At 73.2% G+C, this 22,193-nt stretch carries 18 protein-coding genes; 14 read left to right on the forward strand and 4 right to left on the reverse strand.

The window, feature by feature from the left end; genetic code table 11:
• Window positions 1–158: 158 nt before the first annotated feature.
• Genes Phou_RS42320 through Phou_RS42340 form a run of 5 tightly spaced genes read left to right on the forward strand, consistent with a single transcriptional unit; the run spans window position 159 to window position 6,448 of the window.
• Entirely contained in the window at window positions 159–1,439 is a 1,281-nt protein-coding gene (locus Phou_RS42320; protein ID WP_173068685.1) for an ABC transporter substrate-binding protein, read from the forward strand.
• Window positions 1,436–2,329, forward strand: coding sequence for a carbohydrate ABC transporter permease (locus Phou_RS42325; RefSeq protein ID WP_173068687.1), 894 nt, complete (start codon window positions 1,436–1,438; stop codon window positions 2,327–2,329). The genes Phou_RS42320 and Phou_RS42325 overlap by 4 nt, the downstream gene beginning before the upstream one ends.
• Window positions 2,326–3,150: a carbohydrate ABC transporter permease gene (locus Phou_RS42330; RefSeq protein ID WP_246274382.1), complete on the forward strand. Its 825-nt coding sequence runs from the start codon at window positions 2,326–2,328 to the stop codon at window positions 3,148–3,150. Before Phou_RS42325 ends, Phou_RS42330 begins: the two co-directional genes overlap by 4 nt.
• A complete protein-coding gene (locus Phou_RS42335; protein ID WP_218579516.1) occupies window positions 3,147–4,391 on the forward strand; it encodes a cellulase-like family protein in 1,245 nt (414 codons plus the stop codon). The genes Phou_RS42330 and Phou_RS42335 overlap by 4 nt, the downstream gene beginning before the upstream one ends.
• Window positions 4,388–6,448 (forward strand): alpha-galactosidase, encoded by a 2,061-nt coding sequence (locus tag Phou_RS42340; protein ID WP_173068690.1) that lies wholly within the window; start codon window positions 4,388–4,390, stop codon window positions 6,446–6,448. Before Phou_RS42335 ends, Phou_RS42340 begins: the two co-directional genes overlap by 4 nt.
• Here the strand turns inward: Phou_RS42340 and Phou_RS50765 are convergent.
• Window positions 6,432–7,946 (reverse strand): serine/threonine-protein kinase, encoded by a 1,515-nt coding sequence (locus Phou_RS50765; protein WP_246274383.1) that lies wholly within the window; start codon window positions 7,944–7,946, stop codon window positions 6,432–6,434. The genes Phou_RS42340 and Phou_RS50765 overlap by 17 nt on opposite strands.
• A 173-nt stretch (window positions 7,947–8,119) precedes the next feature.
• Between Phou_RS50765 and Phou_RS42350 the strand changes: the two genes are divergently transcribed.
• From Phou_RS42350 to Phou_RS42360, 3 genes are all read left to right on the forward strand, one after another.
• Window positions 8,120–9,343, forward strand: a complete 1,224-nt coding sequence (locus tag Phou_RS42350) for a serine hydrolase domain-containing protein (RefSeq protein ID WP_246274384.1) — start codon at window positions 8,120–8,122, stop codon at window positions 9,341–9,343.
• A gap of 81 nt (window positions 9,344–9,424) precedes the next feature.
• A complete protein-coding gene (locus tag Phou_RS42355) occupies window positions 9,425–9,616 on the forward strand; it encodes a hypothetical protein (protein WP_173068692.1) in 192 nt (63 codons plus the stop codon).
• Complete coding sequence (locus Phou_RS42360; protein ID WP_173068695.1) at window positions 9,613–10,488, forward strand: endonuclease/exonuclease/phosphatase family protein; 876 nt, start codon at window positions 9,613–9,615, stop codon at window positions 10,486–10,488. The genes Phou_RS42355 and Phou_RS42360 overlap by 4 nt, the downstream gene beginning before the upstream one ends.
• 1,173 nt (window positions 10,489–11,661) lie before the next feature.
• On the opposite strand, the gene Phou_RS42365 is transcribed toward Phou_RS42360, so the two are convergent.
• From Phou_RS42365 to Phou_RS42375, 3 genes are read right to left on the reverse strand one after another with little or no spacing between them, the layout of a single operon-like run.
• A complete protein-coding gene (locus tag Phou_RS42365) occupies window positions 11,662–12,711 on the reverse strand; it encodes an aldo/keto reductase (protein WP_173068698.1) in 1,050 nt (349 codons plus the stop codon).
• 17 nt (window positions 12,712–12,728) lie between these two features.
• Window positions 12,729–14,909 (reverse strand): ArnT family glycosyltransferase, encoded by a 2,181-nt coding sequence (locus Phou_RS42370; RefSeq protein WP_173068701.1) that lies wholly within the window; start codon window positions 14,907–14,909, stop codon window positions 12,729–12,731.
• Between the two features lie 38 nt (window positions 14,910–14,947).
• Window positions 14,948–15,709, reverse strand: a complete 762-nt coding sequence (locus Phou_RS42375) for a YdcF family protein (protein WP_173068704.1) — start codon at window positions 15,707–15,709, stop codon at window positions 14,948–14,950.
• A gap of 84 nt (window positions 15,710–15,793) precedes the next feature.
• On the opposite strand from Phou_RS42375, the gene Phou_RS42380 reads away from it, so the two are divergent.
• The 6 genes from Phou_RS42380 to Phou_RS42405 all read left to right on the forward strand — a co-directional run bounded on the left by Phou_RS42380 (window position 15,794) and on the right by Phou_RS42405 (window position 22,186).
• The gene (locus Phou_RS42380) at window positions 15,794–16,192 is read left to right on the forward strand and encodes a DUF1622 domain-containing protein (protein WP_173068707.1); all 399 of its coding nucleotides are present in this window, start codon (window positions 15,794–15,796) and stop codon (window positions 16,190–16,192) included.
• 38 nt (window positions 16,193–16,230) lie between these two features.
• Window positions 16,231–16,560 carry a PadR family transcriptional regulator gene (locus tag Phou_RS42385; protein WP_173069201.1) on the forward strand — a complete coding sequence of 110 codons (330 nt, stop codon included), beginning with the start codon at window positions 16,231–16,233 and terminating at the stop codon, window positions 16,558–16,560.
• A 5-nt stretch (window positions 16,561–16,565) separates the two neighbouring features.
• Entirely contained in the window at window positions 16,566–17,981 is a 1,416-nt protein-coding gene (locus Phou_RS42390; protein WP_173068710.1) for a hypothetical protein, read from the forward strand.
• Window positions 17,969–18,580, forward strand: coding sequence for a histidine phosphatase family protein (locus tag Phou_RS42395; protein WP_246274385.1), 612 nt, complete (start codon window positions 17,969–17,971; stop codon window positions 18,578–18,580). Before Phou_RS42390 ends, Phou_RS42395 begins: the two co-directional genes overlap by 13 nt.
• A gap of 149 nt (window positions 18,581–18,729) precedes the next feature.
• The gene (locus Phou_RS42400; RefSeq protein ID WP_173068713.1) at window positions 18,730–19,596 is read left to right on the forward strand and encodes a peptidoglycan-binding domain-containing protein; all 867 of its coding nucleotides are present in this window, start codon (window positions 18,730–18,732) and stop codon (window positions 19,594–19,596) included.
• A 157-nt stretch (window positions 19,597–19,753) separates the two neighbouring features.
• The gene (locus Phou_RS42405; protein WP_173068716.1) at window positions 19,754–22,186 is read left to right on the forward strand and encodes a glycoside hydrolase family 44 protein; all 2,433 of its coding nucleotides are present in this window, start codon (window positions 19,754–19,756) and stop codon (window positions 22,184–22,186) included.
• The last annotated feature ends 7 nt before the right edge of the window (window positions 22,187–22,193 follow it).

The following is a 22,193-nucleotide window of genomic DNA, read 5'->3' on the forward strand; positions in this document are numbered from 1 at the left end:
CGGCTGATGCAACCTTTCGGAAACACACCGCTTACAAAGCCAACTGGCTCACATCCGCTCGCATCCGTCCCGGCCGCCGGCCCGATCCGAGCTGGTCGCTCCGCGCCCAGTCATGGATCCCGCCAGCCCCGGAAGCCTTGTTTCGCAGGAGGACAACGATGGTTCACAGCGAACTCAGCCGCCGCGGCTTCCTGGCCGGCCTCGGCGGCCTGGGTGCGGCCGCCCTCCTCGGCGGCTGCGCGACAAGCAGCTCCGACAGCGGCGGCGGCTCCTCGGCGACCCTCACGCTCCAGTCGTCGCTGTCCGACCCGTCCCCCAAGGCCGCGCTGACAAAGGTGGTCGAGGGCTACACGAAGACCAAGGTCACCCTCAACACGATCGCGATCGAGACCTTCCGCGCCCAGCTGCCGACGTACCTGAACTCGGCCACGCCCCCGGACGTGCTCACCTGGTACGCCGGCTCGGTGGCCCGCGACTACGCCGGCAAGGGCTTCCTGCTCGACGTCTCCGACCTGTGGAGCGGAGACGGCGCCTGCGCCAGCTTCTCCCCCGCGCTCAAGGAGCTCTCCACCGGCGCCGACGGCAAGCAGATCTTCGTACCGACGAACTACTACTGGTGGGGCGTCTTCTACCGCAAGAGCGCGTTCCAGGAGTGGGGCGTGCAGCCGGCGACCACGTGGGACGAGTTCATCAACCTGTGCAAGGCGCTCAAGGCCAAGGGCGTCGCCCCGCTCTCGATGGGCACCGGCTCCACACCCTGGGTCGCCTCCGGCTGGTTCGACTACCTCAACCTGCGCGTCAACGGCGCCCAGTTCCACCGCGACCTGCTGGCCGGCAAGCACTCCTTCGACGGCCCCGAGGTCAAGGCGGTCATGGAGCACTACCGCGAGCTGCTGCCCTACATCGACCCGAAGGGCCGCTCGTACTCGTGGCAGGACGCGGTCACGCCGCTGGCCAGCAAGAAGGCCGGCATGTACCTGATCGGCGCGTTCATCACCCAGTCGGTGCCCAAGGACGTGGTCGACGACATCGACTTCTTCCGGGTGCCGATCATCGACCCGAGCGTGCCGGTGGCTGAGGAGGCGCCGACCGACGGGTACTTCGCCAGCGCCAAGTCCAAGAACGTCGCCGGCGCCAAGGAACTGCTCTCGTACCTGGCGTCCGCGCCGGCGCAGGAGCTGTTCATCAAGGAGTCCGCGTCGTCCAACCTGCCCACCTCGCCACAGGTGAGCACCTCCGGGTTCTCCCCGCTGGTGCAGAAGGGCATCAAGCTGCTGAACGAGAGCGCGGCGATCACCCAGTTCTTCAACCGCGACTCCAGCGACGAGCTGCAGAGCACCGCCGACACCGCGCTCACGAAGTTTCTCGACTCCCCCGGTGACGTCAACTCGATCCTCGCCACCTGGCAGTCCTCTGCCCAGAAGGTCCGGGGCTCGTGACGGCTGCCGCCGCATCGAGAAAACGGCGCCACCTCTCGCCGGTGGTGTGGCTCTTCCTGCTCGTACCCGCCGCCATCGAGGTCGGGCTCGTCTTCTGGCCCGCCCTCAACAGCTTCTACCTCTCGCTCACCCGGTGGAACGGGCTCGGCGCGCCCGAGCAGGTCGGGCTCGACAACTACCGCGACCTCTTCTCGGACGACGTGTTCCGGGAAGCGCTGGGCAACAACGTGATCTGGGCCGTCGGCTTCGGAGGACTCTCCGTGGCCGGCGGCCTCGCGCTGGCCGTCGCGCTGAACAAGCCACGCCGCGGCGTCGGCGTCTACCGCAGCGCGATCTACCTGCCGATGGTTTTCTCGCTGGCGGTCACCGGCCTGTTCTGGCGCGTGCAGTACCAGCCGGACGGCACCGTCAACACCATGCTCGGCGCGGTCGGGCTGGAAAGCCTGGAACGGCAGTGGCTCGCCGACCCGAAGACCGCCCTCTACGCCGTGCTCGTCGCGGCCGTGTGGCGGCAGGTCGGCTACGTGATGGTGCTCTACCTCGCCGGCCTCAAGGGCACCGACCCGTCCCTCGACGACGCGTCCGCCGTGGACGGTGCCGGGCCGTGGCAGCGCTTCTGGTACGTCACCTGGCCGCAGCTGCGCGGCGTCAACACCGTCGTGTTCGCGGTGACCGTGATCGACTCGCTGCGCACGTTCGACATCGTGTGGGCGATGACGCAGGGCGGCCCGTACCACTCCTCGGAGCTGCTGAGCACCTACATGTTCCAGCAGGGCTTCACGTTCCTGAACCTCGGCTACGCCTCCGCGGTCGCCGTCGTCATCTTCGCCCTCGCGCTGCTGTTCATCATCACGTACCTGGTACGCACCCTGAAGGAGGAGGTGGCGTGACCACCGCGCGATCCTCCCGGTTGTTCCACGCGATCATGGTGCCGCTGACGCTGCTGTGGGTCGCGCCGATGGTGTTCGTCGTGCTGATCTCGATCCGCAGCTTCGACGACATCGCGGCCCGGGGCACGGCCGCGCTGCCGGACAGCTTCACGTTCGACGGCTTCCGCACCGCGTTCGGCGAGGGCTCGATGGGCGCGGCGCTGTGGACCAGCGTGCAGGTGACGGTGCCGGCGGTCGTCCTCAGCCTGCTGCTGTCGTCGATGGCGGCGTTCGCGCTGAGCCGGTACCCGATCCCGGGCCGCCGGGCCATCCTGCTGGTGATGCTGGCGGGCAATCTGCTGCCCCCGCAGATCCTGCTGATCCCGGTCTCCCGGATCACCGAGTCGCTCGGCATCTACGACACGCTGGTCGGCCTGATCGCCATCCACGTCGGCTTCGGCCTCGGCTTCTACACGTTCGTGCTGCACGGCTTCATGCGCTCGATCCCGGCCGAGGTGACCGAGGCGGCGCGGATCGACGGCGCCGGACCGCTCGCGGTGTACGCGCGGATCGTCATGCCGCTGTGCCGGCCGTCGCTGGCGGCGCTCGGCGCGCTCGCCACCACCTGGATCTTCAACGACCTGATCTGGTCGATCACCGTGCTGCGCACCCAGGCGAAGTTTCCGGTCACCGCGGCGCTGCTCAACCTCCAGGGCGGCTACGTGAGCAACTGGAACGTCGTCGCGGCCGCCTCGATCATGGCCGCCATCCCGACCGCGATCGTCTTCTTCGCGTTCCAGCGCCACTTCGTTTCAGGCCTACTGATGGGATCCACAAAGTGAGTGACCGCCTCACCATCACGCTCTGGGACTTCACCTGGTACACGCGCACCGGCCCCGGCGAGCCCTTCGAGGACCTCGACGAGGCGTACCGGCAGGCGGCCGAGCGCGGCTACAACACGATCCGGATCTGCGCGATGCCGCTGCTGCTGTTCGGCACCTCGCTGGACACGGGCGCGCTGCGGCTCAGCGGCCTCGGCGGCGACTACGGCCAGCGCACCCGCTGGTACGACGTGCGGCACACCACGACCGTCGACGGCCGGGCCCAGCTGCTCGCGCTCTTCCGCGGCGCGGCCCGGCACGGCTTCACGGTGATCGTGTCCAGCTGGGAGTACCAGCAGAGCCCCTCGTTCCTCGCCGACGACTCCTGGCACCGCGCGGTCACCGCGATCCCGCCCGCCGACCGGGCGAACGCGCTCGCCGACGCCCTGGCCTCCCTCGTCGACCTGCTCAAGGCCGAAGGGCTCGACGACCGGGTGGCGTTCGTGGAGCTGCACAACGAGGTGCAGATCGGCCGGCTCGCCGACGTCACCGGCACCCGCGGCGAGGCGGCCATCCTCGGCCTCCAGCCGTACCTGGAGGGCGGCATCGACCGCTTCCGGGCCCGCCACCCGCAGGTGCCGGTCACCGCCAACTACGCGCGGGTGCCCGTCGGGTACATGCGGGGGCTGCCCCGCAACGCCGACGTCGCGGTCTTCCACCCGTACGTGTACGGCGTGCTCGACCAGCTCGTCGACGAGTTCGCGCTGCGCGACGGCACCCGCCCGTACCCGCAGGAGCGCGCCTACGCCGAGCTGCTGCGGGACGGCGCTCCCGCGCTGGACGACTGGCAGCCGCCGGCCGCCGACCGGTGGCGCCTGGACGCGACGGCCGTGCGGCACCGCGAGATGTACACGCACGACTGGTGCGACCCGGTCAAGTGGGACCGCTGGCTCTACGACCGGTACGGCGAGCACCGCCGGGCCATGCGCGCCACCCTCGACACCTGGATCGACGTCGCCGCCGACTGGGCCGCCGAGCGCTCGGTGCCGCTCGTGTTCGGCGAGGGGTGGGTCGGCTACACCCCGCTGTACGGCACGTTCGAGGAAGGGCCGGTCGGCGCCGAGATCTGTGCGCACGCCGTCGCCCGCTCGGCGGAGGTCGGCGCGTGGGGCACCCTCGTCTGCTCGAACGCGGCGCCGCACCATCCCATGTGGAACGATGTGGACCTGCAGCGGCGGCTCAACGAAGGGTTCTCGAAGTGAGTCGTGAGTGGACGCTCACCGGCGCGACCACCGAGTACACGGTCGGCCTGCCCGAGCACGGCGGCTGGCTGGAGCTGCGCGCCTGGGGTCCGCACGGGGTCGGCGACGGCCCCTCGCCCGTGGCTTGGCTGGGCAATGCGCAGTACATGACGCCCGGCGACGTGGCCCCGGTCGAGTACGCGCCGGACGGCGCCCGCCCGTTCGCCGGACCGGACCTGGTGGTGCGGCCGGCGCGGGCGCTGTCCTGGACCTTCGACGGCGCCTCCCACGAGGGTGAGCTGCTGCGCGTGGACTTCGCCGACGCGGCGACCGGGCTGCGGGCCGCCCTGCACTACCGGCTGGCGCCCGACTCGGACGTCGTGGAGCGGTGGGTCGAGCTGACAAACACCGGCGGCGCGCCGCTGCGGCTCGTGGAGTTCGGCTCGGCCGGCTTCTCGGTGCCCACCCCGCACGGCGCCCGCCTGACGTACCTGAGTGGACAGTGGGCGCAGGAGTTCACGCCGGCGACCACCGAGCTGTGGCGCGGCCGGTTCGAGATCGGCAGCGCGCTCGGCGTGACCGGGCACCAGTTCTCGCCGTACCTCGCCGTCCAGGACGCCGCGGACGCCGGCCCCACCTGGGGTGTCGCGCTCGCCTGGACCGGCTCGTGGCGGATCGCGGCCGAGCGGGACGCCGCCGGCCTCACCCGCGTGCGCGCCGGCCGGGTCGCCGTCGACTGGCCGCTGACCCTGGCGCCCGGTGACACGCTGGTCACGCCGGTGGCCGCCGGGGCGTACAGCGCGGACGGCGTCGACGGGCTCGCCCGGGTCTGGCACGCGTACGAGCGGCGGCTGGCCGGCGACCGCCTCACCCGCACCCGCCGGGTCATCTACAACTCGTGGGAGGCCACGTTCTTCGACGTCACCGCCGCCGGGCAGCTCGCCCTCGCCGAGGTGGCGGCGGAGATCGGCGTGGAGACGTTCGTGGTGGACGACGGCTGGTTCGTCGGGCGCGGCGACGACACCGCCGGGCTCGGCGACTGGACACCCGACCCGGCGAAGTTTCCGGACGGGTTCGACACGTTCGTCGGCCGGGTGCGCGAGCTGGGGCTGGAGTTCGGGCTCTGGGTCGAGCCGGAGATGGTCAACCCCCGCTCCGCCCTGTACGAGGCGCACCCCGACTGGGTGTACCAGGTGGACGGCCGGCCCCGCACCACCATCCGCAACCAGTACCTGCTGGACCTCGGCCGGCCGGAGGTCGAGGAGTTCGTCCACTCCACACTGGACGGCCTGCTGCGGGGGTACGACATCTCGTACCTCAAGTGGGACTTCAACCGCCCGCGCACGGAGCCGGGCCGCACGGGCGTACCCCTGGATGAGCCGGACCTCGACGGCGCGCACGTGGCCGCGCTGTACCGGATCCTGGAGGCGCTGCGCCGCGACCACCCGCACGTGACCGTCGAAGGCTGCGCGGCCGGCGGGGGTCGGGTCGACCTGGCGATGGCGTCCCGGGTGGACGTGGTGTGGCCCAGCGACAACACCGCGCCGATCGACCGGCTGCGCATCCAGGACGGCTTCCTGCGCGCCCACGCGCCGCACCTGATGAGCTCGTGGGTGACCGACGCGACCGGGCTGTTCGACGTGCGGCCGAGGTCGCTCGCCTTCCGGTTCGTCCTGGCCAGCGCCGGCGTGCTCGGCATCGGCGCGGACATCCGGCACTGGAGCGCCGCCGAGCGGGCCGAGGCGGCGCGGTGGATCGCCCGGTACAAGGAGGTCCGCGACGTCGTCACCGGCGGTGAGGTGCACCGGATCGGCGGTCCGGACGGCGCGCGCTGCGCGGTGCAGTACACGCTCGGCGGCCGGGTGGTGGTGCTCGCCTGGAACCCGGGCCCGCTCGACGGCCTCGGCACCGTGCCGGCACGCCCGGTCCGCCTCCCGCTGCGCGGCCTGGACCCGTCGGCCAGGTACACGGCCGGCGGGGTGACCTACTCGGGCGCGCACCTGATGGCGGCCGGCCTGCCCGTGCGGTGGACCGGCACCTACGACGCGGACCTGATCGAGGTCAGTCCGGCGAGTTGACCCAGGTGGGCGAGCCGTCCACGCAGCGGATCTTCATGCGGACCACGGTCGGGCCGGCAAACCAGATGCGCGCGACGAGCGCGGGCCCCGGCTCCTTCCTGACCACCTGGTAACCCTCGGCCGCCTTCCAGGTCAGCGCCTTGACCTCGCCGTCGCGCTGGCACCGGGCGACGACGCTGCCGCCGTCGGAGGTGAGCGTGACGGTCCGCGGCGGGTCGGGCGAGCGCATCACCGACGGCGTCGGCTCGGGCTCCGCCGTGGTGATCTCCGGCGCCGGGGTCGTGGTGGGCGTCTGCGAGCCGGCCGGAGCGCCCGACACGTCGCCGGTGGCCGGGACGGGGCCCGGCTGCCCGCCGGGAACAGGCCCGCCGCCGCCGGACTGCGCGCCGTCGGAACCGCCCGGCACCGTCGCCGCCGTGGCCGGGTCGCCGGCCCTGGCGGTCGTCTCCGCGTCCGGCGGGCGCTGCTCGGCGAGCGCACCCGGCGAGCCGCCGCCCGGGCCGGCGATCAACGCGGCCACCAGGACCGTCGCGACCACCGTGGCGGCGCCCACCGCGACCGCGAGCGTGCGCTGCCGGCGCCGCTGGCCACCGGGCTCCACCGTCGGCTCGTTGTCGGCCGCCACATCGCCGGCCGGAGCGACCTCGCGCGGCGCGGCGGCGGGTCGCAGGACCACACCCGCCGCGCGGGCCAGCGCGTCCGCGACCTCGGCGGCCGTCGGCCGGTCGGCCGGGTCCTTGGCCAGGCAGCGGCCGCACAGGTCGGCGATCTCCGCGGGCACGCCGGCGACCGGGGGCAGCGGGTCGGGCTCGGAGTAGGTGTGCGCGCGCAGCATCTGCGTCGTGGTCTCGGCGGCCCACGGCAGCCTGCCGACGAGGACATAGTGGACGAGCAGCCCCAGCGCGTACACGTCGGAGGCGGGCACGACCTGGTCGCCGGTGAGCCGCTCGGGCGCCAGGTAGGCGGGCGTGCCGATCATGCGGTCGTCCTGGTCGAGGTCTTCGAGCGGGCCGGCCGCGGCGGCGATGCCGAAGTCGACCACCTTCGCCCCGCCGGGCGTGAGGATCACATTGGACGGCTTGATGTCGCGGTGCACGAGGCCGGCGTCGTGCGCGGCGGCGACGCCGCTGGCCACCTCGGCGCAGACCCGCATCGCCTCGAGCGGGGGCAGTGGCCCGTCGGCGATCCGCTGGCTCAGCGTCGGCCCGCGCAGCAGCTCCATCACCACGAACGGCTCCGCGCGCCCGGACTCGTCGGTCGACTCGCCGAAGTCGAACACCCCGCACACGTGCGGGTGGGCGAGGCGGGCGGCGGACCGGGCCTCGGCCTGGATGCGCAGGCGGGCGCCGGCGTCGGTGGCGAGGCGACCGGCCAGCACCTTCACCGCGACCGGCCGGCGCAGCACCTCGTCGGTGGCCCGCCAGACCACCGACATGCCGCCGGTGCCGATCTGGTCCTCCAGCCGGTATCGGCCGCCCAAGAGCCGCAGCGCTTCCACGCGGCACAGTCTGCACCACCGAAACGGTGGTCGGCAGCCCGCCGTCCGTACGACGGATGTCCGACCACTCCGCCACGTATCAGATGAGCCCCCGTCGCCTCCCACTTCGGACGGACACGCGGTTCCCGCCGTGGGGTGACGCGCTCACGGGATCGGCCGCCGACGATGGGCGGATGAGAAGACGACAGATGGTGCGCGCCGTCGCGGCCGCCGCCGTGCTGCTCGCGGTGGTCGCCGGGCTGCCCGCCGCGGCTTCGTCCGCGCCCGCCGGCCCGATCGACCGCGGTGCCCTCCGCGCGGCGCTCGCCGCCGTGCACGCGGCCGGGGTGCCCGCCGTGCAGGCCGAGGTCCGCGACGGGGGCCGCACCTGGTCGGGCGCCGCCGGCGTCGCCGACCTGTCCACCGGACGCCCGGCCGAGGCCGGCATGCGGCACCGCGTCGGCAGCATCACCAAGAGCTTCGTGGCCACCACGGTCCTCCAGCTCGCCGCCGAGCGGAGGGTCGGGCTCGACGACCCGGTCGGGCGGTGGCTGCCCGACCTCGTCCCGGGCGAGCTGGGCCAGCGGGTCACCATCCGGATGCTGCTCAACCACACCAGCGGCATCGGCAACTACACCGACGCGCTGCTCGACACGCTGGCCGAGGTGATCAGCGTGGGCCAGACCTCGTTCGCGCCGCAGGAGCTGGTCCGGATCGGACTGTCGCTGCCCGCGACCGGGGCGCCCGGCGAGCGGTACTCGTACTCCAACACCGGCTACATCCTCGCCGGCCTGCTGATCGAAAAGGTCACCGGCAACGACGCGGCCGCCGAGGTGACCCGGCGCGTCATCCGGCCGCTGCGGCTCGCGGACACGTACTTCCCCGGTGCCGACCCGGCGATCCGCGGCCCGCACGCCGGCGCGCACTTCGCGCTGTTCGGCGTCCGCGACCTGGCGCGGTACCACATGTCGTGGGCCTGGACCGCGGGCGAGCTGATCTCCACACCGTCCGACCTGGACACGTTCTACCGGGCGCTGTTCGGCGGCCGGCTGCTGCCGCCGGCCCAGCTCGCCGAGATGCGCACCACCGTGCCGATGGACCCGGCGGTGCCCGAAGCGGGCGGCTACGGGCTGGGTGTCTACTCGGTGCCGACGCCGTGCGGCGAGCGGTGGGGGCACGACGGCGGCGTGATCGGGCAGATCACGATCTCGCTGCACACTGTGGACGGCGACCGGCAGCTGTCGGTGGCCACCAACCTCAGCCACTACCAGGCCGGCATCCCCGAGGAGCACCCGATCGACACGGCGTGGCTCGACGCGCTGGTGGTCGGCCTCTGTCCAGACGCGACAGCCCGGCGGGCGGCCGAGGGCACCCTGCGCCTCCCCCTTCCGGGCGCGATCGGCGTGTCCATGGGTTGATACGTCACAGTTCTGACAACATGCGGCCGGGTACCGCCCTATTTTGAACGAAAGCGCAGCTCAGACCGTGAGGCGGTACCCGTGTCGATCCGGATCGCGACATTCAACGCCAACAATCTCTTCTCCCGCTGGTCCTTCGAGGCGGACCTTCCCCGCACCCTCTCCGACAAGGCCGTGCCCACGCTGAACGCCAGCGCCGCCGAGGCCGCGGGCGTCGCCGGCAACGCGGCCACCGGCGCCCAGCCAGTGCCCACCCCGAGGTCGTCGAGGTGACCGTGCCCGGCGACACGCCGCTGACGGGGGTGCTCCGCACGTTCCAGGGCAAGCTCGTGCGCGGCAAGGACCCGAAGGCCCGCGACTGGATCGCCCGCCGCATCGCCGCCCTCGACGCCGACGTGCTCTGCCTCCAGGAGGTCGAGGACCAGGACGCGCTGGACGCCTTCCACCGCGACGACCTGGACAAGCGCGGCATCCAGTACCCGTTCCGCGTGGTCGTCGAGGGCAACGACCGCCGCCGCATCGACGTGGCCATCTGCTCCCGCCTGCCGATCACCCGGATCAGCTCGTGGCGCTTCTGGCCCGGCCCGGACGGCGCCGCCGTGTTCAGCCGCGACCTGCTCCAGGCCGAGGTCACCGCCCCCGACGGCAAGCCGCTGCGGATCTTCGTCAACCACCTGAAGAGCCAGTTCATCCAGGACGAGTTCACGCTCAGCCCGGCCGAGATCGCGCAGGAGCGGGAGCGCATCGACGCCCGCCGCACCGCGCAGGCCAAGGCCATCCGGGCGATCCTGCGCAAGCTGCGGATGACCAGCCGCGTCGTGATGACCGGCGACATGAACGACGCACCCGACGCGCCGACCCTCGCCCCACTGGCCGACGCCGGCCTCGTCGAGCAGATCGGCAAGGGCACGACCATCGCCGGCCCGAAGCGCAACGGCGCCCTGACGGACGACGCCTTCGGCGACCTCAGCCCGCACATGTGGACCAACCGGCACCGGGCCAAGGGCGTGACCACGTTCAACCTGTTCGACCAGATCTGGACCAGCCCGGACCTGCCGGTCGCCGGCGCCCACGTGATGCGCCGCACCCAGATCAGCGGCGACGGCTCCGACCACGACCCGGCCTGCGTCGACCTCGACCTCTGACCGCGGCGGCCAGGCGCGGGCGCGCACCGGCCGCCGCGGTCGCCCCGGCGCCCTCGACGCGCCGGCGCGCCTGCGTGACCTGGCCCGCCTGCGTGCCGAAGGGCTGATCAACGACGCCGACTACGACCCTGGCAGGACATCCTCCGCCGCTGGTAGGCGCACGGCATTTCCTGCCCGGGTCCGCGTCAGCGGCGGACCGTTGCTCCCGCCGGAGACCGCGCAGGTCGGCGGCTCGCTGGCGCTCGCCGAGACCCCCGACCTCCGCTGCCAGGCCCGCGCGACACGCCCCCGCGCCCCGCCCGGAGCTCCGCACCAGCCGTCGGGCCACCGCCCAAACCCCACGCTCCGCCCCGGGCCCGCACCGGCCCTCGGGACACCGTCCAACCCCTGCACCCCGCACCAGCCCTGGACGATCTGTTCCAAGGGGTGGCCGTGAGCGGCTCTCGAGCTGGGCGCACGAATGCGCCCACCAGCGAGCAACGGACCAACGCCGTTGACCGCGCACCGCCACGGGCTGGCGTCAGAGCGGCTTGGGCGCTAAAGCTTTGCCGGGGTTGACCGGCCGCAGCCGCGGGACTTGGCCGGCGCGGGTGCGGCTGGCTTGTCGCAGACCTGGGACCCCCATACCGGCCACCCGGGTCCCTGATCCATGCGCGGCCGGTCCCTTTGTGGCGAAAAGGCGCCCCCCTGCGAGGGCACATTGATGCACCCCGACCCCCAGCCAACCCGCACAAGGGCCAGGTCTGAGTACCCCTTGACTTCGCCGCCCGGCCCGGAACAAAAGCGGCATCGTCGTTGCGGTCCGTGACCATCGATCAAGGGCAGGCGGCGTGAACTTCGAGATCTAGGGGAGTTAGTGCTGCTCGACTTTCGGAGTTTTCGTCGTCTGGAGTCCTTCCGCGGTCAGGGTGAGCCTTCTAAAGTCCGACCTTTGAGTTAGAGGTGAGCTGCCGCTATGCCCGCGGTTGCCGCCTCACCCTCCGCGATCGGCCAGCTCAACCCAGGTGCCCGCTCCGGCAGATCTTGGCAAGTTAGCGTCGAAATAACGCGCCAACTCACCAAGATCTCGAAGCTCACACCGCCTGCACCTGATCGACAGTCACCGACAGCGACGACGGGGCCGAACCGCAGCGGACCCAGACAGGTGGATCTTGCATCTTGCCTGGTCAATGCCTACGCGGCGGCGCGGTCGGCGAGTGGGCGGCGGCGCTTGGTCGCGTCGGTCAGGTACGGGGTCTGCCAGGCGCCGTCCGCGCGGTACAGGTCGGTGCCCGGCGGCACGATCTCGTCGATGCGGTCGAGCGTCGCGTCGTCGAGGGTGAGTGCGGCGCCCTTGAGCAGGCCCTCCAGCTGCTCCATCGTGCGCGGGCCGATGATGACCGAGGTGACCGCCGGGTGGACCGCGGCGAACGCGACCGCCAGCTCGGGCAGCGTGCACCCCACGTCGCCGGCGAGCGCGATGAGCTTCTCCAGCGCCTCGAACTTGGCGGCGTTGCCCGGGATGGACGGGTCGAAGCGGGCCGGGAAGAGGCCGGCGCGGCCGGTCGTGAGGTCGACCGGCTGGTCCTTGCGGATCTTGCCGGAGAGGAAGCCCGAGGCGAGCGGGCTCCAGGTGAGCACGCCCATGCCGTAGCGCTGGGCGACCGGCAGCACCGCGGCCTCGATGCCCCGCGCGAGCAGGGAGTAGGGCGGCTGCTCGGTGCGGAATCGGCCCAGCCCGCGCCGCTCGGCGACGTGGTGCGCCTCGACGATCTCCTCGGGCGGGAAGGCCGAGCAGCCGAACGCCCGGATCTTTCCGGCCCGCACCAGGTCGGTGAGGGCGGAGAGGGTCTCCTCGACGTCGGTCGTGTGGTCCGGGCGGTGGATCTGGTAGAGGTCGATCCAGTCGGTGCGCAGCCGGCGCAGGCTGGCCTCGACCTCGCGGACGATCCACCGGCGCGAGTTGCCGCCGAGGTTGGGGCCCTCGCCCATCGGGAAGTGCACCTTCGTGGCGAGCACGACGTCGTCGCGGCGCCCTTCCAGTGCCTTGCCGACGATCTCCTCCGACTCGCCCATGGAGTACATGTCGGCGGTGTCGACGAAGTTGATGCCCTGGTCGAGTGCGGCGTGGATGATCCGTACGGAGTCGTCGTGGTCGGGGTTGCCCACCGAGCCGAACATCATGGCGCCCAGGCAGTGGACGCTCACGTGGATACCGGTGCCCCCGAGTACGCGGTAATGCATGATCGCGAGCCTAGGAGCTAGAGCGCGCTCGAAGTCAAGCGTTCCCGCCGCCGCAGGCGGATGCCGATGCCGTGCCCCAGCGGGCGGACCACCGCGGCCGCGCCGGCCAGGGCGAGCACCGGCATCAGCGCGGCCACCGGGCGCAGGCCGGTGACCGTGTCGACGGTCGCGCAGAGCACGAGCGCGGCGGCCACCGCGCCGAAGGCGAGCGGCACGGCCGGCTCGTCCCGCCAGGCGCGTACGCCCACGACGGCGACCAGCGCGGCCACCGCGATCAGCATGAAGTCGGAGCCCGCCGGGATCCAGTCCACCGCCACCGCCGGGTCGCCCGCGGCGGTGTTCACGAGGTCGCGGCCGGAGGCGACGCGCGCGCCGAGCGCGGCGGCGACGGCGGCCACCCCGACGAGCGGGTACGGCGCCCACGGGTTGCCGGGCCGCGGTGCCGCCTCGGTGACGTCCGGGGTGCGCTGCGACGGGGCCGGGGCGCGCCGGCGGTCGGAGGTCCACGGCGGGCGGGCCGAGCGGGGCGGGAACAGGCCCCGGTCGAGCTGGGTGGCCCAGGCCGCGAGCGCGCCCGCGACGACCACGCCGGCGAACGGGTCCATCGCGGTGGCCAGCAGCACCCCCGCCCCGAACCACCACGGTCCGCCGCGCGGGGTGTGGCCCTGCCAGGGCAGCGCGCAGAGCGCCGCGGCGACGGCGAGGGCGGCGAAGGGTTCGAGAAACTCGGGCCGGGCGAGCGGCACCATCACCGACGGCACCATCATCAGTGCCGCCGCGACAAGGCCCCACCGGCCCCAGAGGCGGCTGCCCTGCCAGGCGACGAGCGCGACGGCCGCGCCGTACACGAGGATCGGCGTCACGCTCTCCGGCCAGCTCGCCACGATCGGCTCGGGCAGGGCGGGGCCGCTGCCCACCGAGGCCTTGCGCACGTTGACGTTGCGGATGACCAGCGACAGCACCAGGTACACGGCGGCGAGCGCGACCCAGGCGGCGACCGGCACCCGTGCCGGCGGCTCGGGCGGCGGACCCGCCGGCGGCGACTCGGTGGCGGCGGACGGGCGGCGGCCGGCCGCGAGGTCGGCGAGGAGGGCGAGGGCGGCGATCACGTACACCGGGTAGTTCGGCGTGTGGTACCGGAAGATCGAGTCGTCGTTGACGATCAGGTTGAGCGCGAGCGTGGTGACGATCATGCCCACGGCCAGCGCGGACAGCTCGCTGCGGAAGCGCCACCCCAGGCTGACCAGCATCGCCAGCAGCACCGCGGTCAGCACCAGGTCGGTGCGGACGTGGTTCCAGTCGCCGGCCACGATGCGCCCGGCCGTCGCGGGCACCGACGCGACAACCTCGGCGAGGCCGTGGGTGCCGGTGTTGTTCTCATAGGTGGCGAACGTGGAGAAGCTGCTCGCGTACGGGGCGGTCATCTGCCCCTGCACCCAGACGATCACGCCGCTGGCCGCGACGCCGGCGAGCGCGAACGGCGCCCACGCGTTCTTGAGCTGCCGGTCGCGCACCGCCACGAGCAGCCAGGCGAGCGCGGTGCCGGCGGTCAGCGAGATCGCAAACTGCCGGGTGAAGAGCCCGAGCCCCAAGAGCACCACGAACGCCACCACGTCACGCCAGCCGGTGCGGCGGCGCAGCGGCAGCGCGAGCAGCGCCGCCGTGGTGAACGCCATCGCGAGCGCCTCGGTGTTGGCGTGCACCGCCCAGTTGGCGGCGAGCCACGGCGTGATCGCGAGCGTGCCGGCGAGCAGCCCCCACCGCGGACCGAACATGCGGGTGGCGAGGACGGTGAGGCAGGCGACGCCCGCCGCGTACGCCACGACGGAGAGCCCCACCATCGACCACGGCCCGAACACCGCGACGAACGGCGCCGACAGCAGCCGCGTCATCACCCGCGGGCCGACGGTCGCGGCGTAGTCGCCGGCGAAGTACATCTGGTAGTTCTCGGGCTTGCACCACGGGAGGCTGGAGGTGGCGCAGTCGATGCCGTCCTTGTCGGCGAGGAACTCGACCGTGCGCCGCACCGCCTCCGGCTCCGAGTCACCGAGCAGCCGGAAGGTCCACGCCAGGTGGAACGCCGTGTCCGGGCCCCACTGCACCCGCGTCACGATCGTCACGTAGACCGTCGCGACATACAGAACCGCCAGGAAGACCCAGCCGAGCAGCGGGAGCGACGTGGCCGGACGCCTCGTCACCACACGTCCTCTCGCCACCTCGACCGCACGCCATCAAGCTACCAAGCCTGCCGATCTGCGGAAACGTCAAGGTGACAGGGTTGTTTCGCGCCGATGGTCCAGGGCAGGTAGCTGTTGAGGATCTCCTTGGTCGGCAGGCCGGTGACCAGGTGTCCCTTGCCGATCTCCGAGTACGCCACGAGCCGCCGCGCCTCGCCGTGCCGCCGGGCGAGGTAGGTGCGGTGCCCGGGGGTCGCCCGCATCTCCCGCGACGCCTGGAGGTAGGCGGTGTAGGCGTCCGGCTCCAGGCCGAAGCCGAGGCGGTCGTCGAGCTCCTTGGCCAGGAAGATCTCGTCGAGTACGCAGGCGTGGATGCTCGCCACGTCGTCCGCGTCGCTGACGTAGTTGAGGACGGGGACGGCGGCGCCGCTGTCCCGCAGCGCGGCGACGGTGGTGAGGTAGGCGCGCAGCGAGTGGTACAGCGCGGTGACCTGGATGACCGCCGTGGTGCGCCGCTCGGCGGCGAAGCGGGCGATCGACTCGGCCTTGTCGCGCGTGTTGCGCGACTCGTGGCAGATGACCGGCTCGGCGTCGCTGCCCGCGCACCACTCGCGGATCGCCTCCGGCGGTGCGTCGCCGCCGGCGCCGCCCACGACCACGAAGTCGCACGAGCGGCCGCGGGCGATGGCGCGGTGCAGGACCAGGCCGGCCATGACCCGTTCACGGTACTCGACCGGATCGTCCCCTTTCTGCTCGACGACGACGGCACAGCGGGCGGCCTCGCTGGCGCTCAGGAGGCCAGCGACGGACGTGATGGGCATGCGGGGCTTCCTCGCGACTAGATGTATTTGTGCGATCACACAGGGTAGCGCCTGGATAGCCCGTTTTGTTGGTAGCGTGCCGCCGTGGGGTTCGAGGACCTGATGGAGCACGTCGCCCGCGGCTTCGAGCTGATCGGCGCCGCGGTGCTGGTCGTCGGCCTGGTCTGGTCGGTCGTGGTCGCGGCCCGGGTGTGGCGGCGCGAGAGCGGCCGGCGGGCGTACCAGTCGCTGCGCGAGCTCTTCGGCGGCGCGCTGCTGCTCGGCCTGGAGGTGCTGGTCGCCGCCGACCTCATCCGCACGGTCGCGGTGACCCCGACCCTGGAGAGCGTGGGGGTCCTGGGGCTGATCGTGCTCATCCGGACGTTCCTCAGCTTCTCGCTGCAGATCGAGATCGACGGCGTACCCCCGTGGCGCCGCGCCCTGACCAGCGGGGCGACGATGATGTCGCGGGCCGCGAAGCGCGCCGAGCCTCCTGCCGATTGACGGCATATACCGATGGCCGGTACGTTGCCCGCATGGCGATGCAGGAGCCGACGTTCTTCATCCTCACCGCGCTCGCCGAGGAGCCGTTGCACGGCTACGGCGTGATGCGCGCGGTGTCCGACCTTTCCGAGGGGCGGCTGTCGCTGCGCGCCGGCACGCTCTACGCCGCGCTCGACCGGCTGACCGAGGACGGGTTGCTCACCGTCGACCGCGAGGAGGCGGTCGACGGCCGCCTGCGCCGCTACTACCGGCTGACCGACCACGGCGCCGCCGAGCTGGAGCGCGAGGTGACCCGCCTGCGGGCGAACGCGTCGCTGGCCGCCGGCAAGCTGCGCCGCGCCGGGTTCGCCTTTGGCGGGATCGGCTGACCGCGGTGGAGACGGAGAGCGCGCTGGAGCGCGCCTACCGCAGGCTGCTGCTGGCCTACCCCCGCCGCTACCGCCGCGAGCGGGGCACCGAGATCCTGACGACGCTGCTCGACGCGGCCCGGCCGGGCCAGCGCCGCCCGGCCGCCCGCGACGCCCTCGACCTGGTGCTCGGCGGCCTGCGCCGCCGGCTGGCCGTGCCGCGCGGCCCGCTGCCCGGGCTCGCGGCGACGCTCGTCGCCCTGCTGGCCGCCGTCGCCACCGCGGCCGGCGCCGGCTGGGTGTCCTGGCGGACAACCGCGACCACGCCCGACCTGGCGGCGGCCCGCGCGGCCGTCGACAGCGCGATCGCGCGGCCGCCCGTCCGCGACCCGCTCCACTACGACCAGCCGTTCGACCTGGCCGGGGAGGGCAGGTTCGACCCGGCGTCGGCCCGGATCGGCTACTCGTACGCCGTGCCGCCGAGCGCGATACCGGCCGAGGTGGCCGCCGCGCGCGACCGCCTCGCCGCCGCCGGCTGGGAGGTGACCCCGGTCCGCGACGACGGCGGCCTGCTCGACTTCTGGGCCGCCCGCGACGGGACGATCGTCCACATCGGTGGGTACCCGCTGGATCCCGGCGCGAGCGAGCCACTCTGGGCCGACGTGCACACCCGCGCGCCCGGCTGGTTCGCACCGCTCGTCCTGGCCGGGGCCGGGGCCGGCGCGCTCGCCGGGTGGCTCTGCGCCGGGTGGGCGCTGCGCCGCTGCCGCCGCGACGACGGCCGCCTGCGCCCGGTGGTCGTCGTGTTCGGCGGGCTGGGTCTGCTGGCCGGCGTGCCGGTGCTGCTCTCCACCGCCTACCACGGCGTGGCCGCGACCGCGGCCGGCGGATGGTCCACGATGGACGCGATGTTCCCGGCGGTCGCGCTGAGCCGGGCGCAGCCGCTGAGCCTGTTCGCCGGCGCGTGGCTGCTGGTGGCCGCGCTCGCCGCCGCCCTGCCACCCCGCCCGGGCCGCGGCGTGCAGCCGTGGCGGCTCGGCCTGTGGTCGGCGGCCACGGCGCACCTGGCGTTCGCCGGCGCCTGGTGCTTCGTCGTCGCCCTCTACCTGACCCGCCTGGCCACCAGCGGCGGCGACCGCCAGGGCATGCTCGGCGGCGCCTACGACCCGAAGGATCTGGTGCCGTTCGGCGTCGGCCCGCTCAACCCGTTCGCCTGGGGGTACAGCCTGGTCAGCCTGCTGTTCCTGCTGGGTTTCCTGGCCAGCCCCGGCCTGCTCGGCCTCTCCGTCCCCCTGCTCGTGGCCAGCCGCCGCACCGTGACCCCCGCCGCCGGCCGCACCGCGTGGCGCGTGCTGCTGGTGGCGGCCGCGACCGCCCTGGCACTCCCGCTGATGACCGCCACTCCCCTGGGCCGCGACGCGCTCACCTGGTGGCTGGACTGATGGCGGCGCACCGCTTCCTGCACCTCGCCCGGCACGGCGACGCGGTCGACGACGGCGACCTGAGCCCGGACGGCCGCGAGCAGGCCACGCTGCTGGGCCGCCGGCTGTCCCGCCTGCCGGTCGCGGCCGTCCACCATGGACCGTTGCCGCGCGCCGCGCAGACCGCCGCGATCGTCGCCGCCCACCTGCCCGGCGTCCCCGTCCACGCGGCACCGGAGGCCGGCGACTACGTCCCGCCGGTGCCGGACCCGGCGGCGCTGCCCGAGCCGTACGCCCGCTTCCTGGCCGGGGTCACCCCCGACGAGTACGCGCACGGCGCCGAACTGGCCGCCGCCGCCATCGCCCGGCACGCCCACCCCGACGGCCCGCCACACGAGCTGATCATCACGCACAGCTTCACGGTCGCCTGGTTCGTGCGGCACGCCCTGTCCGCGCCGGACGCGCGGTGGATCGGCCTGAACGCGGCCAACACCGGCCTGACCACGATCCTCTACCGCCCGGACCGGCCACCGGCGCTGGTCGCCTTCAACGACCTGAGCCACCTGCCGCAGCGCCTTCGCTGGACCGGCTTCCCGCCGGGCACCGCTCCCCCGGTCTAGGGGCCTCACCCTCCGCGGTCGGCAAGCCCACGACCCACGGTGTCAATACTCTTCGTCGATCACGTCGCGGGAGAAAGTTTTTGCCAAAGGGCGGGTGCGGGCCGTAGATTCACTCCATCGGTGTCGGTGGATACGGAACGGAGCTCGACATGGCGCTGCCACTTCCCCTGACCGGCCGGACGAGGCGATGGCTGCTCGCCCGCGGCCTGACCGTCGCGGCGGCGGCCGCCGGCGCCAACGCGATCTTCGCCGGCCGGGCGTCCGCGCTGCCGGCCGTCGACATGGAGCTGGTCCTGCTCGCCGCGCAGGTCGACCCGCCGAAGCCCGACACCGGCCTCACCCCCGGCGCGAGTGGCCACGTGCGCGAGGTCGAGGCCGCGCTGAACGCCAAGGGCCTGCTCTCCGCCGGCGCCGTCGACGGCCACTTCGGCACCTCGACGGTCTCGGCCTACGCGGCCTGGCAGCGGTCGCTCGGCTACACCGGCCTCGACGCCAACGGCATTCCCGGACCCACGTCGCTGACCCGGCTCGGCGAGGGCCGGTTCACGGTGACCAGGGCCGTGTCCACCGGCTCCCGCACCGACACGTACGGCGGCCGCCGGGTCAACACCCGCACCCGCGACATGCTCGCCGCCGCCGACGCCACGCTCTCCTTCGGCCTGGTGCTCAGCCAGGGCTCGTACACGTCGTCGAACCCCAGCTCCGCCGGCACCCACGACGGCGGCGGGGTCGTCGACATCTCGGTGACGAGCCTGACCACCACGCAACGCTGGCAGGCGGTGCGGGCGCTGCGCACGGTCGGCTTCGCCGCCTGGCTGCGCAACCCGTCCCAGGGCGACTGGCCGTACCACATCCACGCCGTCGCCGTCTCCGACCCGGACCTCGCCCAGGCCGCCCGCAACCAGGTGCACGACCACTACTTCGGCCGCAACGGGCTGGCCAACCACGCGGCCGACGACACGCCCACCGCCTACCGCGTCCCCTTCACGTGGTGGGAGCAGTACCGGCGGGGATGAGCAACGGGATCGACGTTTGTCATTGACCGGTCACGCCACGTGGCGATAGCGTGACCGGGTCCGGGCTGGACCCACGGCACCGCGGCAGGTGCCCGCCCACCGTCCGCATGCCCGGGGCCCGCGCGCCCGGGGCGCCTTTCACACCTCGGGGACTCCTGTGCGCACAAGACTCCTCCCGCTCGCCGCCGCGACGCTGCTCGCCACCACCGGTGCCTTCGTCGCGACGCCACCCGCCGCGGCGGCCGACGGGCCGGCCCTCTTCGTCGACCTCACCAACGACCGGCACCCGATCAGCCCGCACGTCTACGGCATGAACTTCGCCGACGAGGCCCTCGCGGACGAGCTCGACCTGCCGGTGCGGCGCTGGGGCGGCAACGCGACCACCCGCTACCACTACGCGTACGACACCACGAACCGCGCCTCGGACTGGTTCTTCGAAAACATCGCCGAGGAGAACGCGGACCCGGCGGCGCTGCCGGACGGCTCGTCCACCGACGAGTTCGTCGAGCAGGACCGGCGGACCGGCACCGACAGCATCCTCACGCTGCCGCTGATCGGGTGGGCGCCGAAGGCGCGCGACGGCTCGTGCGGCTTCTCGGTCGCCAAGTACGGCCCGCAGGAGCGCACCGACGAGTGGCGGCCGGACTGCGGAAACGGCGTGCGCCCGGACGGTACCCCGGTCACCGGCAACGACCCGCGGGACACGAGCGTGCCGGTCGGTCCGGAGTACGTGACGGCGTGGCTTTCGCACCTCACCGCCAAGTACGGCACCGCGGCCGAGGGCGGGGTGAAGTTCTACAACCTCGACAACGAGCCGGACATCTGGCACAGCACCCACCGCGACGTGCACCCCACCGGCGCGAGCTCGGCGGAGCTGCGCGACCAGGCGTACGCGATCGGCGCCGCCGTGAAGGCCGCCGACCCCTCCGCCGCGACGCTCGGCCCGGTCGGCTGGGGCTGGACGTCGTGGGATCACTCCGGCCTGGACCAGGAGACCTGCGGCCGCACCGGCTGCTGGGCAAACCCGCCGGACCGCCCGGCGCGCGACGGGCTGCCGTTCACCACCTGGTACCTGCGGCAGATGCGGGACTACGAGCAGGCGCACGGCGTCCGCGTCCTGGACTACTTCGACATGCACTTCTACCCTCAGGCCTCCGGCGTCGCGTTCGGCAGCGGCACCGACCCGGCGACGAACGCGCTGCGGCTGCGCTCCACCCGCGCGCTGTGGGATCCGTCCTACGTGGACGAGAGCTGGATCAACACGCAGGTGCGCCTCGTGCCGCGCATGCGCGAGCTCGTCGCCGCCAACTACCCGGGCACCAAGACGGCGATCACCGAGTACAACTGGGGTGCGCTCGGGCACATCAACGGCGCGCTCACCCAGGCCGACGTCCTGGGCATCTTCGGCCGCGAGGGCCTCGACCTGGCCACGCTGTGGGCGCCGCCGGCCGCGGGCGAGCCCGGCGCGTACGCCTTCCGCATGTACCGCAACTACGACGGGAGCGGCGGCCGGTTCGGCGACGTCAACGTCCGCGCCACCAGCGCCGACCAGGAAAAGCTTTCGGTGTACGGCGCGGAGCGCACCGCCGACGGCGCGCTCACGCTCATGGTTGTCAACAAGAGCGGCACGGAGCTGACCAGCCAGCTGCGGATGTTCGGCCGCCGTGGGGGCACGGCGCAGGTCTACCGGTACGGTGCCGCCGACCTCACCGCCATCACCCGCGCGCCGGACCAGCCCGTGGCGCTGATGCCGAGCGGGGCGGCCGACGCCGGCTTCACGCACACGTACCCGGCCGACTCGGTCACGCTCTTCGTGCTGCCGCGCTCCCCTGTGGACAGCCAGCCGCCGACCGCGCCGGGCCAGCCGCAGGTGACCGGGGTGACCGACACGTCCGTCGGGCTGCGCTGGGCACCGTCCACAGACGACGTGGGCGTGACCGGGTACGACGTGTGGGCGCAGCACACCGACGTCGTTTACAAGGCCGCCACGTCCACCGGTCCCTCGGTGACCGTCACCGGGCTGAACCCGGCCGGCGAGTACCGCTTCACCGTGCGGGCCCGGGACGCGGCCGGACGCGAGTCGCCGCCGTCGCCGGCCGTGACCGTGGTGACCGCCCAGCGTCCGGGCGGCCCGCCGCTCGTCGCCCAGTACCTCAACCTCGACTGGGCGCCCACCGACGGCCTGATCCGGCCGGGCCTGCGCCTGGCCAACACCACCACGACGCCGATCGCCCTGTCCCGGCTCAAGCTGCGCTACTGGTTCACCCGCGACGGCGGCGCGCCGTCCTTCCAGACCTGGTGCGACTCCGCGGCGGTCGGGTGCGGCGCGGTGACCAGACGCGTCGTGACGCTGGCGACGCCCCGGCCGCGCGCCGACGCCTACCTCGAGGTCGGTTTCACGGGCGCGGCGGGCATCCTGGGCGGCTCGTCGGTGACCGGGCCGGTGCAGCTGCGGGTGGCCAAGCGCGACCAGAGCGCGTTCACCGAGTCGAACGACTACAGCTGGTCGCCGAACGCGCCCTCGTACGCCAACACCGCGAGGGTGACCGTGTACCTCGACGGCGTCCGCGTCGGCGGCACCGAGCCCTGATCGTCCC

It is taken from the genome of Phytohabitans houttuyneae (genome assembly GCF_011764425.1).
Classification (GTDB): domain Bacteria; phylum Actinomycetota; class Actinomycetes; order Mycobacteriales; family Micromonosporaceae; genus Phytohabitans; species Phytohabitans houttuyneae.

Coding starts and splice junctions, on each gene's coding strand:
- Phou_RS42350 (WP_246274384.1), top strand. CDS start 8,120: ATGAGAAGACGACAGATGGTGCGCGCCGTCGCGGCCGCCGCCGTGCTG.
- Phou_RS42400 (WP_173068713.1), top strand. CDS start 18,730: ATGGCGCTGCCACTTCCCCTGACCGGCCGGACGAGGCGATGGCTGCTC.
- Phou_RS42320 (WP_173068685.1), top strand. CDS start 159: ATGGTTCACAGCGAACTCAGCCGCCGCGGCTTCCTGGCCGGCCTCGGC.
- Phou_RS42365 (WP_173068698.1), bottom strand. CDS start 12,711: ATGCATTACCGCGTACTCGGGGGCACCGGTATCCACGTGAGCGTCCAC.
- Phou_RS42375 (WP_173068704.1), bottom strand. CDS start 15,709: ATGCCCATCACGTCCGTCGCTGGCCTCCTGAGCGCCAGCGAGGCCGCC.
- Phou_RS42385 (WP_173069201.1), top strand. CDS start 16,231: ATGCAGGAGCCGACGTTCTTCATCCTCACCGCGCTCGCCGAGGAGCCG.